Origin of the sequence: Alteromonas macleodii ATCC 27126, from assembly GCF_000172635.2 — a bacterium.
Classification (GTDB): Bacteria; Pseudomonadota; Gammaproteobacteria; order Enterobacterales; family Alteromonadaceae; genus Alteromonas; species Alteromonas macleodii.
Window position 1 is genome coordinate 4,641,080 of sequence record NC_018632.1, and the last position, 12,772, is coordinate 4,653,851.

The 12,772-nt window shown below is 45.2% G+C and carries 15 protein-coding genes; all 15 read right to left on the reverse strand.

Annotation, left to right across the window (positions count from 1 at the left end):
• Positions 1 to 48 precede the first annotated feature (48 nt).
• Positions 49 to 435, reverse strand: coding sequence for an ATP synthase subunit I (locus MASE_RS19730; protein ID WP_014951453.1), 387 nt, complete (start codon positions 433 to 435; stop codon positions 49 to 51).
• Between the two features lie 206 nt (positions 436 to 641).
• Positions 642 to 1,520 (reverse strand): ParB/RepB/Spo0J family partition protein, encoded by an 879-nt coding sequence (locus MASE_RS19735; RefSeq protein ID WP_014951454.1) that lies wholly within the window; start codon positions 1,518 to 1,520, stop codon positions 642 to 644.
• A 45-nt stretch (positions 1,521 to 1,565) separates the two neighbouring features.
• Positions 1,566 to 2,360 (reverse strand): ParA family protein, encoded by a 795-nt coding sequence (locus tag MASE_RS19740; protein WP_014951455.1) that lies wholly within the window; start codon positions 2,358 to 2,360, stop codon positions 1,566 to 1,568.
• A 35-nt stretch (positions 2,361 to 2,395) separates the two neighbouring features.
• The gene (gene rsmG / locus MASE_RS19745; protein ID WP_014951456.1) at positions 2,396 to 3,031 is read right to left on the reverse strand and encodes a 16S rRNA (guanine(527)-N(7))-methyltransferase RsmG; all 636 of its coding nucleotides are present in this window, start codon (positions 3,029 to 3,031) and stop codon (positions 2,396 to 2,398) included.
• 318 nt (positions 3,032 to 3,349) lie between these two features.
• On the reverse strand, positions 3,350 to 5,251 hold the full coding sequence (gene mnmG / locus MASE_RS19750) for a tRNA uridine-5-carboxymethylaminomethyl(34) synthesis enzyme MnmG (protein WP_014951457.1): 1,902 nt from the start codon (positions 5,249 to 5,251) through the stop codon (positions 3,350 to 3,352).
• Between the two features lie 896 nt (positions 5,252 to 6,147).
• The gene (locus MASE_RS19755; protein ID WP_014951458.1) at positions 6,148 to 6,975 is read right to left on the reverse strand and encodes an ATP-binding protein; all 828 of its coding nucleotides are present in this window, start codon (positions 6,973 to 6,975) and stop codon (positions 6,148 to 6,150) included.
• Between the two features lie 6 nt (positions 6,976 to 6,981).
• Positions 6,982 to 7,650 (reverse strand): DnaT-like ssDNA-binding domain-containing protein, encoded by a 669-nt coding sequence (locus tag MASE_RS19760; protein ID WP_014951459.1) that lies wholly within the window; start codon positions 7,648 to 7,650, stop codon positions 6,982 to 6,984.
• A 27-nt stretch (positions 7,651 to 7,677) separates the two neighbouring features.
• The gene (mioC, locus tag MASE_RS19765; protein ID WP_014951460.1) at positions 7,678 to 8,115 is read right to left on the reverse strand and encodes an FMN-binding protein MioC; all 438 of its coding nucleotides are present in this window, start codon (positions 8,113 to 8,115) and stop codon (positions 7,678 to 7,680) included.
• Positions 8,116 to 8,205: 90 nt separating this feature from the next.
• Entirely contained in the window at positions 8,206 to 9,594 is a 1,389-nt protein-coding gene (gene mnmE, locus MASE_RS19770) for a tRNA uridine-5-carboxymethylaminomethyl(34) synthesis GTPase MnmE (protein WP_014951461.1), read from the reverse strand.
• A gap of 2 nt (positions 9,595 to 9,596) precedes the next feature.
• Entirely contained in the window at positions 9,597 to 10,079 is a 483-nt protein-coding gene (locus tag MASE_RS19775) for a YajQ family cyclic di-GMP-binding protein (protein WP_014951462.1), read from the reverse strand.
• A gap of 64 nt (positions 10,080 to 10,143) precedes the next feature.
• Entirely contained in the window at positions 10,144 to 11,802 is a 1,659-nt protein-coding gene (gene yidC, locus MASE_RS19780; RefSeq protein WP_014951463.1) for a membrane protein insertase YidC, read from the reverse strand.
• 10 nt (positions 11,803 to 11,812) lie between these two features.
• Positions 11,813 to 12,061, reverse strand: coding sequence for a membrane protein insertion efficiency factor YidD (gene yidD / locus MASE_RS19980; RefSeq protein ID WP_014951464.1), 249 nt, complete (start codon positions 12,059 to 12,061; stop codon positions 11,813 to 11,815).
• Positions 12,046 to 12,405, reverse strand: coding sequence for a ribonuclease P protein component (gene rnpA, locus MASE_RS19785; protein ID WP_015000154.1), 360 nt, complete (start codon positions 12,403 to 12,405; stop codon positions 12,046 to 12,048). Before rnpA ends, yidD begins: the two co-directional genes overlap by 16 nt.
• A gap of 15 nt (positions 12,406 to 12,420) precedes the next feature.
• Complete coding sequence (rpmH, locus tag MASE_RS19790) at positions 12,421 to 12,555, reverse strand: 50S ribosomal protein L34 (protein WP_014290886.1); 135 nt, start codon at positions 12,553 to 12,555, stop codon at positions 12,421 to 12,423.
• Between the two features lie 20 nt (positions 12,556 to 12,575).
• Positions 12,576 to 12,743, reverse strand: a complete 168-nt coding sequence (locus MASE_RS20100) for a hypothetical protein (protein WP_155279887.1) — start codon at positions 12,741 to 12,743, stop codon at positions 12,576 to 12,578.
• Between the last annotated feature and the right edge of the window lie 29 nt (positions 12,744 to 12,772).

Here is a 12,772-nt window from a genome sequence, read left to right on the forward strand (position 1 = left end):
AATCGGTCGAATACGTTGTTTTCGTTATCGCAACGCCTCGCGCTGTCTTTATTCTTTCGTACCGTAATGAAACATGGCTAGCCCGTGGCTAGCGGTTGTAATCACAAATGCCATGAAAATCTCTAATGGCGCGGCGTTTAAGCCTTTAAAAGCAATTACAAATAAAATGATTGTCAGTGCCAGCTTCAATTTTGAGCCTTGGCTAAAACTCCGTGCAACAAGGTCGTTTTTACTGGCACCTGCGTAACGAAACGCGAAAGCCATAAAAACACTGTTCGGCAGAATGCTGATTAAAGCGCCTGCCGCTGCCGACATGGCGGAATGACTTCCCCCTGCGGCGCCTGCGAAAGCGGTAACGACTAGGGCTGTAATAGCCTGAAAAAGTAGCCCTTTCTTGGCGAGGTCTAACCCGCGTTTTGCTAACTTGTTCGTCACTTTTACTCGCAGCTTGTTCACGTCTTACAAAAAGCGTCAGAAGTATACTGTTTTACCGACAATTTTCAACAGTACAACGCTTTTTGAAAGTTATTCTGAAAATTTTCTATTGCTATAACCGGAAAGGAGAGTGTCCGGTGTTTGCACCGAACAGCGTATCAATTGCGGGTTGGCAAAGGGAGCTTCTCTAGTAATTTTATTTTAAACTATTGAATTTTAGAGATAATTCCATCTAATTGTTCAAGGTCGCTAAAGCTAATTGTCAGCTTGCCTTTGCCTTTCGCATTGTGGTCAATACTCACAGGAGTGCCTAAATTTTCTGAAAGTCGTGTCATAAGGTTTTGCACATCGGGATCAACTTTCTTCTCAGGCTTAGGTTTAGCTGGCTCCAAAAGCTTTTTAACAAGCTTTTCTGTATCGCGCACGGTAAGACCTTTGCCCGATACTACTTGCGCAGTTTCAGACTGGGTATCACCTTCTAGCGCTAACAGCGCTCTAGCATGACCCATTTCAATATCGCCATGCTCGACTAACAGTTTCACGTCGTCGTTCAAATTATTCAGACGAAGTAAATTTGTCACTGTGGTGCGTGATTTGCCCACCGCTTCAGCAACTTCTTGATGGGTAAGCGCGAACTCATTCATTAAACGGTCGAGGGCTTGCGCCTCTTCCATAGCATTTAAATCTTCACGCTGGATATTTTCGATAAGCGCAATGGCCACTGCCGCTTCGTCAGGCACGTTCTTAACCAAACAAGGCACTTCGTCTAGCTGTGCCAGTTGTGAAGCTCGCCAGCGACGTTCACCGGCAATGATTTCATAGCGGTGCTCGTCGACTTTTCTCACTACGATAGGCTGAATAATACCTTGCGCACGAATGGACGATGCCAATTCTTCTAATGCCTCAGGTGACATGTCTTTTCGAGGCTGATACTTGCCCGGCACTAAGTATTCAATAGGGAGTTTACTCAACTCACCGTTGGTTGAATTTACCTCGGCGGCATCTTGTTCTTTTTGAGCAGATGATTGGCTGGTTGCGAGTAGCGCATCTAAACCGCGGCCAAGGCCTCTTTTACGTGCTGACATAGTGTCCTCTATGGCATGTGCTGATAGTGTTCAGCTTATTGTCGTTTAACTTGCTTTTGCCTGTGCAGGCGTTGTTTTGTCCCTACGACGCAGTATTTCACCCGCCAGTGCCAAGTAGGCTTTAGCGCCTGTCGAAGACTTATCATAGTACATCGCTGGCGTACCGAAGCTTGGTGCTTCAGCTAGACGAACATTGCGCGGAATAACCGTGCGATAAACCTGTTCACCAAAATGGCGCTTCAACTGTTCTGAAACGTCGTTAGCAAGGCGATTGCGCGGGTCGTACATAGTACGCAATACGCCTTCAATCTTCAATTCTGGATTCACTACGGATGCCAATTTTTGAATGGTATCCATAAGGGCAGTGAGGCCTTCTAGTGCATAATATTCACACTGCATAGGCACCATTACCGAATCGGCAGCCGCCAAGGCGTTCACCGTTAACTGGTTTAGCGAAGGCGGGCAGTCGATAAAGACAAAATCGTAGTAATCCATAACGGGCTTCAGCGCATTGCGAAGCCTTACTTCACGGGCAAACATTTCCATCAGCTTGATTTCTGCCGCGGTTACGTCACCGTTCGCCGCGATGAGGTCATACTTGCCGCTTGTCGCTTTAACGATAACATCGTTAATTGGCTTTTCTTCAATCAACAATTCAAATGCCGTAGATTCAACGTCGTATTTATCAACGCCGCTTCCCATGGTCGCATTACCTTGTGGATCGAGATCAATGAGCAACACCTTACGTTTGGTTGCTGCCATTGACGCTGCCACGTTAACTGCAGTGGTTGTCTTTCCAACACCACCTTTTTGATTCGCGATCGCGATTACCTTAGCCACGTTAGATCCTGTTCTCGTCTATTTCTATTTTTCGGCTATTTCTTTTTTAGCCAAACCAGATGTCGTTCGCCTACCAAATTTGGCACAGTGAGGTTTTCCGTTTTGCTCACATGGAAGTGATCACTCACTTCGTCTATCTCATCTTGTGGAAACTGACCTTTAAGCGCCAAAAATTGACCTTCTGAATCTACCAGATGCTGACACCAGTGCAACATATCTTTTAGCGAAGCGAAAGCTCGGCTTAGCACAATATCGTAAGGCGTATCGCCATTATGCTCTTCAACGCGGCTTTGCACAGGAGTTACGTTAGTTAATCCAAGCGTGTGCACACATTGGGTCATAAACCGTACACGCTTGCCCAATGAGTCAAGCAATGTGAATGATTTATCTGGAAACGCGATTGCCAACGGCATACCTGGAAGGCCAGGGCCCGTTCCAACATCAATGATATTGTTACCATCAAGAAAGGGCACAATCGCCAGCGAATCTAGAATGTGTTTCACCATCATTTGCTTAGGATCGCGCACAGAAGTCAGGTTGTACGCCTTATTCCATTTGTCCATAAGCAGCACATAGTCAACTAACTGCTGCTGTTGCTTATCACTTAAATCTAGTGAAAGGGCATCGAGTCCAGACACCAAAATGGTGTGCAATTCTTGCTGTATCGTCATCGAAAAATCTGTCTGTTCGCGTTAATGTTTTTTGCTCTACACAGTCCATACCATAAACACGCGTGGCGAATCGTTATTTGCCGCTCATTTACAGCCGTTTGTTACTGCAGCTCTTCATGCTCGATACAAGTGCGCTTGAAAAATGCACCTGAATTCATCAAAGCCGCACAACGAATGTAAATTGGTGCAATGGGACAGTGTGAAAAGCGCCGAGTTTTTCTAGTTTTCGCATAGTTTAGGCAATTATGATTATCATAATACGCGAATAAATAGGAAAAACTAAGCGCTGTGAGTAATGTGTTGAGTTAAGCGCGTGTTTTACGCACTGATTTTCTCTTGCTTGCGCAACATGCCGTGTTTTTTAAGGTAAACCAGCAGTAAAGAGATGGCCGCCGGGGTAATGCCCGAAATACGCGATGCTTTACCGATTGTTTCCGGTCTGGCTTCGGTTAACTTGGCTACAACCTCGTTCGACAAGCCGGAAATCTTGCTGAAGTCCATATCAACCGGCAACAGGGTGTTTTCGTGTCGCTGCGTTTTCGCGATTTCATCCATTTGACGGGCAATGTAGCCAGCGTACTTAATTTGAATTTCCACTTGCTCTGCAGCAACCGGATCTTCAAGACCTGGGCCAACACTTTCAATTTCCATTAACTGACCGTAAGTCATTTCAGGTCGACGGATCAGTTCTTCAAGAGAATGTTCACGACTCACCGGATTTTTCAGCATGGTATTGAGTTCCGGCGTTGCCGCGTGATCAGGGTGGATCCACTGACCGCGTAGACGCTGCAGCTCACTTTCTACCGCTTCCATCTTGTCGTTAAATTTCGCCCAGCGCGCATCATCAACAAGACCAATCTCTCGGCCCATCGCGGTTAAACGGCTATCGGCATTGTCTTCACGAAGCAGTAGTCTGTATTCTGCACGGCTAGTGAACATGCGGTACGGCTCTTTCGTACCCATGGTGGCTAAGTCGTCGATAAGTACGCCCATGTATGCTTGGTCGCGGCGTAAAATCATCGGGTCTTTTTCTTGAACTTGTAGCGCTGCGTTTGCGCCTGCTACTAACCCTTGCGCACCCGCTTCTTCATAGCCAGTAGTACCGTTAATTTGGCCAGCAAAGAACAAACCTCGAATAAACTTCGTTTCCAGTGTTTGTTTCAGATCGCGTGGATCAAAGAAATCGTATTCAATTGCATAACCCGGACGAACAATGTGCGCATTTTCAAAACCTTTGATCGAGCGGACAAGGTTCATCTGTACGTCAAATGGCAAACTGGTTGAAATACCATTTGGATAAACTTCAATGCTGTTTAAACCTTCTGGCTCAACAAAAATTTGATGCGATGTCTTATCTGCAAAACGGGTGATCTTATCTTCGATACTTGGGCAATAGCGCGGTCCGATACCTTCGATAACCCCTGTAAACATGGGTGAGCGATCTAATCCCCCGCGAATGATATCGTGGGTTTTTTCGTTAGTGTGGGTGATATAGCACGGGATCTGTGTAGGGTGCATAGTTCTATCACCCATGAACGAAAATACCGGCGTAGGATTGTCACCAGGTTGAGGCTGCATTACAGAAAAATCTAACGAGCGAGCATCAAGTCTTGCTGGTGTCCCAGTTTTTAAACGGTCAACACGAAACGGAAGGGCACGTAGTCTATCTGCAAGTGCGATAGACGGTGGATCGCCGGCACGACCGCCGCGATAGTTTTCAAGGCCAATGTGAATGGTTCCGCCAAGGAAAGTACCCACTGTCAGTACCACTGACTTGGCTTTAAACTTCAAGCCCATTTGCGTAACAACACCGCATACCTGATCGTTTTCAACAATCAGATCGTCAACGCTCTGTTGGAACAGGGTTAGGTTTTCTTGATTTTCAACAATGTCGCGAATGGCGTTTTTGTAAAGCGTACGGTCAGCTTGCGCACGCGTTGCACGAACAGCTGGGCCTTTAGAAGAATTCAATGTTCTAAACTGAATACCGCCTTTGTCGATAGCCAGTGCCATTGCACCGCCTAACGCATCGATCTCTTTTACAAGATGACCTTTACCGATCCCACCAATTGCAGGGTTACACGACATCTGGCCTATCGTCTCAATATTGTGAGTGAGCAACAGCGTATTTGCACCCATGCGAGCAGCTGCAAGTGCCGCTTCTGTACCTGCATGTCCACCACCTACAACGATGACATCAAATGCTTCAGCATAAAACATGGTTAAACCTCACTATTAACTTACGATAAGCCGATTAAAAACTAATTTTTCCCACGCAGAGACTGCTGAAAAAAGGGCGCGTATTTTATCTGACTTATTGGATAAAGAAAATGATTAAATTTTCCTCAAAACCTGTTTTTGAAAAGGTGTGATCGAATTATAAGATCTTAAGATCTCTTTTAGATCTGTTTATTTTTACTTTTATTAGGATCATCAAGATCTGTGGGTAACCGATCAAAGCACATAAAGATCATCAAGTTACGCGATCAATAACATTGGGAAACCCCGATCCATAACCCTATCTCAAACTTGTGTATAAATGGCCTTTTTATCCACACCCCGAATCGTTTGAAAAGTTATTCTTTTTTCGATCAAAGCTTATGCACAGTGGTTTGTAGGATCCTATCCACAGGGGTGATCAAGATGTGATCCAACTGGGGATAAAATGTTTGCTATTTATGTATCGCGATCAAAAGATCGTGTAGATACGTGCGTTATAGCGTGATCACATTGTGGAGGAGATCTTTTCCAAAAGCTGTGATTAGATCGCCCGATCGCATTTATCAACACCTTCAAAAAAACTGCACGTTTTTATGAACGACAAGATTATTTTTTCAAAACAGCCCATTTTTCAGGAGAAAAACATAGGAGCTGACCAAAATTCAGTCACTTTTATAAGGTAGAAGTGGGTCTGAAAGAATGGTTATTTGTTTAACTGAAGGAGATCGTTGAGTGTATCTATGAATTGAAACCGTATCGTTTTGGTAAAAAGCGGGATCAACAGACTAAGTGATTCGCTATTACTTAGCACAACAGGAACATGCAATAAGGTTTAATGAAGGAAAAGACCTAGCAGAGTAAGGGCTAGGTTTCGAGAGAGGGGAAACCAGGTGCTATTAACGCACCTGGTTGGGTTGATAGCGTGGCTGTGAAACAGAGCCTTGCATGTCTTCTTGTTCAATGGTTAAGCCTTCACGGCGGCTCGGGCCTTGAAACCTAACCTTGTAAGTGTCGTACTCTTTAATCGACTCAAAACAATAGGGGCCAAGGGCATTTTCAAGTTCGGCTAAATTGTGATTGGTGATCAAAATACAGTTTTTCTTGTTTACTAAGCGCTGTCTTAGCAGGTTACCAAACCAGCTTTGCGCATTCTTCTTTAACACACTTTCGTTTACACACACTTCATCAAGAATAAGCAGATCGACGTCTAGCAGTTCCTGATTGATCTCCCTAAAGCGCTGTCCTGCGTTGTCTGAAGCCCCAAAATCAAACGAGAAATTGCGCATTTCAAGCAGTGTAGACAGTTGACGATAAAGCACTGATATTTCGTACTGCTCTATAAGTTGATGGGCAATAGCACCGGCAATATGTGATTTACCACGACCGTAATCGCCGTAAAACAGCATCATATGCGAGCCGCTTTGACGCCATGCAGGGTCGTCATGGGCAGCAATAAAAGACTGAGCTATCGATACGGCTTCAATCACATCGTCACTGTCTTCAACTAAGTTGGCGAAGGTCCATTTAGGATTCAGATCAGAACGGCCATGAATAGCCTCTACACGCGCTTTTTTACTACGCTGCTGTAGTTGTGATACTTCTTCGTTCGCTTTCGCCTCGTACTGCTTACGCAGCGTTTTATAGTCGATGTATTCACGATTGGGATCGACGTCTTTGTTGAGCGCTCTCGCTAAATTAGCAATTTTGTCGGTTATACGATCCATAACGAATTAACTCTTCTTAGTTGCGGCATACTTTTCCACCAGCTTTCTAGCATTATCATCTGCTTCTATGCCGGCTGCAACTTTCACTTGTTGTGTTCCCACCACTTTTGTTGGGGCGTAGCCTGAAGCGAGACGCTTTCGCTTGATATTGTTGGCAAACTTTTGTGTCCATTGAAATTCGCTAAACACCGAACTTGGCCTTCCCAACCAATAAGCAATGAATTCACCCACTTCGTTGTCATCAAATGTTTTATCGATAATACCAAGTAGCGAGGCCATTTCTTCAAACAACGCCTTGTTGGGCGTCCAATTAGGGGTCATGGCGCTATGACGGGAATGTAGTTGGTCGAAGTCTGACTGCGGCTCGCTTAGAAGCGGAAGAAGTAGGGTTTTCCCGTTGATTGTATGCTCAAGATCAAGTTCAAGGGGCAGGGCAACCAAACCCACTTGTTCAAGCTGCTTCACCAAGCTATTGATTTGACGACCGCGTTGGTAAGGCTCGTCTTTGCTGTCGCCGTTTAGCAAATTCAATAATTGCTTATAATCAATAGGTGCCGACGATGTCGTTGCCGAATTTGCACCTGTTCGAAGCCCAAGTAAATACAGTACCCGGCAATCGTTAGAAAGGGGAGATTGCAACGCCGCCAGTTCAGCTTGGGTAAGGTTGCTGTTCATCGCATTGGTTCCACGTAAAAACGCTTGTTAAGCATTGGCCAGCTTTTCGTCAAACCATTCTACGGCGGCATCTTCAGGGATAGGGTGTTCTAGCACATCGATGTATAGTGCGTCGGTAATTAACGTGCCACCTGCGTTTTTAATGTGTTTTTCCATTTCTTTTGCGCCGAAACAAAAGGTGTCGTAACTGGTGTCACCTAGCCCAATAACGTAGGCGTTTACTGCGCTTAAATCTGCGCCCTCTAACTGCTTTGCGAACGGCTGGATGTTGTCAGGTAATTCGCCAGCACCGTGGGTTGATGTACACACGATCCACGTTGATTCTGTTTTAATCTCATCTAAATTTGGTTCTAAGTGAATAGTGTGGGTGTGCCCGCTCGCATCAAGTTTTTCCGCAATGGCATCAGCCACATATTCTGCGGCACCTAACATGGTGCCGACGATGATTTCAAAATGCTTGCTCATTAATGGGTTGCTTCTCTATTTACGATTGTCGTCTTAACGTAAGTGCGGCTTATCCCGTAGGTTATTCACCTTCTTACTTTTATGGTCACGCTATTTGCCGATACAGAACGATGAAAAAATCTTACCAAGTAGATCGTCTGACGTGAATTCACCGGTTATCTCACATAGTGCCTGGTGAGCCAAGCGCAATTCTTCAGCAAGCAACTCACCCGCCATAGCATCATGCAGTTGTTGTTCGCCAGTGCTTACATAACTGTAGGCTTGGTCGAGTGCATCTATGTGTCGTCTGCGCGCAATAAATTGACCTTCAGTTGTAGTATCGAAGCCCATGGTTTTGGCCAGATGTGCTTTTAGCGTGTCGACGCCGCTACCTTCTTTGGCTGATAGATTGATAACTGAGATATCACCTTGCTCGGTGGCAACTGTGCTTTGTCCAATATCTAAGGTACTAAGGTCGGCCTTGTTGCGAACTACGGTAACGGGGATGCCTTGTGGCAATCGGGCCATAAATTCTGGCCATATTTCATAAGGGTCGATAACAGCAGTTGCGGTAGAGTCTACAACGAATAATACGTGGTCAGCTTCATTGATAGCTTGCCACGCGCGCTCAATACCAATTTGTTCCACTTTATCTGGGCTTTCTCGAAGTCCTGCTGTGTCGATAATGTGCACCGGCATACCATCAATGTGAATATGCTCTTTAAGCACGTCTCGTGTGGTACCGGCTATATCGGTAACAATGGCGCTATCTCGTCCTGCCAGGGCGTTTAATAAGCTCGATTTACCGGCGTTAGGTCGCCCCGCAATCACCACCTGCATACCTTCGCGCAACAAGGTGCCTTGTTTAGCCTGTTCGCGCACTTTGGTTAAGCTTTGCATAATTGCGCTTAAGTCACCTGATACTTTCCCATCAGATAAGAAATCAATTTCTTCTTCAGGAAAATCGATGGCCGCCTCTACGTACATACGAAGATGCACGATTTGGTCAGATAGCGTTTGAATTTGTGTAGAAAACTCACCCTGTAGCGAGCGCAGCGCACTTTTTGCTGCCTGTTTAGAACTTGCATCAATCAAGTCGGCAATCGCCTCTGCTTGCGCAAGGTCTAATTTATCATTTAAAAAGGCTTGTTCACTGAATTCACCTGGATTGGCAAGCCGGGCATCGCCCGTTGCAAGCACGGCATCAATCAGCATGTCCATGACAACTTGACCGCCATGGCCCTGCAGTTCAAGTACATCTTCACCGGTAAATGAGTTAGGTCCTTTAAAAAACAGTGCTATGCCCTGGTCTATTACGCTGTTGTTAGCATCAACAAACGGCGTATAGGTCGCAAGACGTGGTGTTAGTGCGCTTGGTACTAAAGCCTCTGCGATGGCTTTAGCCTTAGGACCTGAAACACGTACTATACCTACGCCGCCACGACCGGGCGCTGTCGCTTGTGCGGTAATAGTGTCGGTAGAAAGGGTAAGTGATTCCATAATTAGTCGCGGAAGTTTTTAAATTGGAAAGGTTGGCCTAAGTTCGACTCTTTAACCAGTGAAATCACTTGCTGCAAATCATCACGCTTTTTACCTGTTACGCGAAGTTCTTCGCCTTGAATAGCCGTTTGCACTTTGATTTTGGCGTCTTTCACCAGCTTCACAATCTTCTTCGCCATCGGCTGCTCAATACCTTCTTTAAAGGTAATGGTCTGACGGTAAGTTTTACCGTGGGCATCGTAGGGTTTAACATCCATAGATGAAGTGTCGACGTTACGTTTAGACATCGCCGTTCTAAACATGCTTTCCATTTGCTGAAGTTGGAATTCAGCTTCAGCTTTCATGACCACGGTTTTTTCTTTGTACTCAAAGCTCGCGTCAATACCGCGAAAGTCGAAACGCGTTGATAGCTCACGGCTTGCGTTTTCAGTGGCGTTGCGTACTTCTTCCATGTTGATTTCAGAAACAATATCAAATGATGGCACAGGTTATTCCTCTTAAGACAAAACAGCCCGCATAGGCGGGCTGTATAATTCATTGATCAGCGTGTTATTTACTGCTGATGCCCCGCTTCTCCATTGAAGCATAAATCATTTTGGCTTGAACCAAGGTAATCACGTTACTGACTAGCCAGTATAGTACCAGACCTGCAGGGAACCACAGGAAGAATACACTCATTGCTACCGGCATCCATTGCATGATTTTCTGCTGCATTGGATCAGTAATGGTGGTTGGCTGAAGTTTTTGCAATAGGTACATACTTGCGCCAGTTAGAATTGGCAGCACAAAGTATGGGTCTTTTGTAGAAAGGTCAGTGATCCAAAGCACAAAGTCTGCATGGCGTAGTTCAACACTTTCCATCAGTACCCAGTAAAGCGCAAGGAAGATAGGCATTTGCAGAAGAAGAGGTAAGCAACCGCCCATTGGGTTTACTTTCTCTTTGCGGTAAAGCTCCATCATAGCTTGAGACATTTTTTGTCTGTCGTCGCCAAAACGGTCTTTTAGCTGCTGCATCTTAGGTGCTAAGTTGCGCATACGTGCCATTGACTCGTATTGCTTCTTAGTTAGCCAGTACATCGCGCCTTTCACTACAATAGTGATAAGGATAATTGCCACACCCCAGTTATTAACTAGGCTATGAAGGAAGGTAAGAAGGGCGAACAGCGGCTGTGAAATCCAGAAAAGAATACCGTAATCAACGGTTAGGTCTAATCCGCGCGCAATTTTCGCTAGGCTTTCTTGATCTTTAGGACCCATGTAAAGGGTAGACGCAAGGGTTTTGGTTTCACCAGGCGCTACGCTCTCAGACGGCGATAATACACCAATTACCGCATACTGATTTTTCAGATTACGAGAATAAAGCGTGTTAGTTTGCTCTTGTGAAGGTACCCATGCTGATACAAAGTAATGTTCAAGCATGCCAACCCAACCCGCTTTCGTGGTTTCGCGTAGGTTGTCATCTTCAATCTCGTCGAACGAGTACTTCTGGTAGCGGTCATCTTCCGTTGAAAATGCAGCACCACGGTACGTTGGCATAAACATGTTACCGTCGTCTTCAAACTCCATCACTTGCTTAAGCTGTGCGTACGGTTGAACCGTTGCTGCGCTGCCAGTACCATTTTCCACGCTATAGCTTACGTTTACGTCGTACTGACCTTTAGTGAAAGTGAAGGTTTTGGTAACTGACAAGCCTTGGTTGTTTTTCCATGTAAGAGGAATAACAAGGGTGTCGCTAGTCATTTCATAATAGTCACTTTGTGCATTATACACCGGGCGGCCACTGCTGCTTGCATCAGGCCCTTGAGCACCGATTAGACCACTTTGCGCTACATAGAGACCGTTGCCAGAGCGAAGTAGGCTGTAAGGAATATCCGAACCTTGCTCTACCGGAAACTTAAGTAAGTCTGCTGATACCACATCGCCGCCTAGCAAATCGATGCGTAAATCTAGCGTATCGGTTTTAACTTCAATAATGCGGTTTGAGCTTTGCGCCGCTGCGATAGGTTGTGCAGCAGGAACGCTATCACTACTAGGTACATCTTCGCTGCCATTTTCATTAAATGACGGTACGCCTTGTGATGTCTCTTGCGTTTGTTGTTGCTCAACAGGCACAACTGGCTGTGGCCCATAATCTTTTTGCCATGATTGCCAAAGCAAAAAGCTAACTAGCGCAAGGCCAATTATCAGAAAACTACGTTGCGATTCCATAGAGGTCTCTTTATTTTGAGTGTTTATCTTGTTGTTTTTCCGGCACTGGATCATATCCGCCGGCATGCAAAGGGTGGCATTTTAATATGCGTTTAATAGATAACCAACCGCCTTTTACTAATCCGTGCGTTTTTAATGCGTCTATAGCATACCAAGAACAAGAAGGATGGAAACGACATCGTTGCCCTAACATAGGGGAAATGAACCATTGATAAAATTTTATCAATGCCAATGGCACTGCAATTAAGAGTTGCCGCAACGCTTGTTTAATTTTTTCCATAGCTTGTCCAATGTAGCGAAAACTTCTTGGTTGCTAAGGTTGTCAGCGCCAGACTTGCCAATAACGATAATATCGACATTGGGTAAGTTGTGCTGTTTATGCCTAAAACTTTCTCTGACTAATCGCTTCAAACGATTTCTATCGTGAGCTTTACGGATACGTTTTTTCGCGAGCGTAATGCCTAAACGAGGAGTTGAAAGTGTATTTTTTCTGGCTAGGACAGTAAAAGAGGGAGATACAGCTGGGGTTGCGTTATCAAACACATAGGTAAAGTGGGTGGGAGTTAACAGACGTAACTCCCTAGAAAAATTATTCTCGCCCACTTTGGCGTCTTTCAATTAAGCTGAAAGACGAGCGCGGCCTTTTGCACGGCGAGCTGCTAGTACTTTACGACCATTTTTAGTCGCCATACGAGCACGAAAACCGTGAGAACGCTTGCGCTTTAGATTGCTCGGTTGAAATGTTCTTTTCATGACCAAAGTCTCACTTATATTTAGTTAAACATAGGCGTTTTTGGTAACACATTATGCTGTTGCCAGAACAATGTGGTGTTTTCACCAGAAAAGCCCATCGAAAAAGGACGCTGAATTCTAGAGATCTCGGGGCGTGCTGTCAATGCATATTCTCGCTTTTCGGATGAATAAGTGAACAATTTTTGCATTTTCTAATCGATAGCTTAATCGATAACGC

Excerpts from the sequence above, each read along its gene's own strand:
- mioC (WP_014951460.1), bottom strand. The coding sequence starts at position 8,115 with ATGAGCAAGCATTTTGAAATCATCGTCGGCACCATGTTAGGTGCCGCA.
- MASE_RS19735 (WP_014951454.1), bottom strand. The coding sequence starts at position 1,520 with ATGTCAGCACGTAAAAGAGGCCTTGGCCGCGGTTTAGATGCGCTACTC.
- MASE_RS20100 (WP_155279887.1), bottom strand. The coding sequence starts at position 12,743 with ATGCAAAAATTGTTCACTTATTCATCCGAAAAGCGAGAATATGCATTG.
- yidC (WP_014951463.1), bottom strand. The coding sequence starts at position 11,802 with ATGGAATCGCAACGTAGTTTTCTGATAATTGGCCTTGCGCTAGTTAGC.
- MASE_RS19760 (WP_014951459.1), bottom strand. The coding sequence starts at position 7,650 with ATGAACAGCAACCTTACCCAAGCTGAACTGGCGGCGTTGCAATCTCCC.
- rpmH (WP_014290886.1), bottom strand. The coding sequence starts at position 12,555 with ATGAAAAGAACATTTCAACCGAGCAATCTAAAGCGCAAGCGTTCTCAC.
- MASE_RS19755 (WP_014951458.1), bottom strand. The coding sequence starts at position 6,975 with ATGGATCGTATAACCGACAAAATTGCTAATTTAGCGAGAGCGCTCAAC.
- mnmG (WP_014951457.1), bottom strand. The coding sequence starts at position 5,251 with ATGTTTTATGCTGAAGCATTTGATGTCATCGTTGTAGGTGGTGGACAT.
- mnmE (WP_014951461.1), bottom strand. The coding sequence starts at position 9,594 with ATGGAATCACTTACCCTTTCTACCGACACTATTACCGCACAAGCGACA.
- rsmG (WP_014951456.1), bottom strand. The coding sequence starts at position 3,031 with ATGACGATACAGCAAGAATTGCACACCATTTTGGTGTCTGGACTCGAT.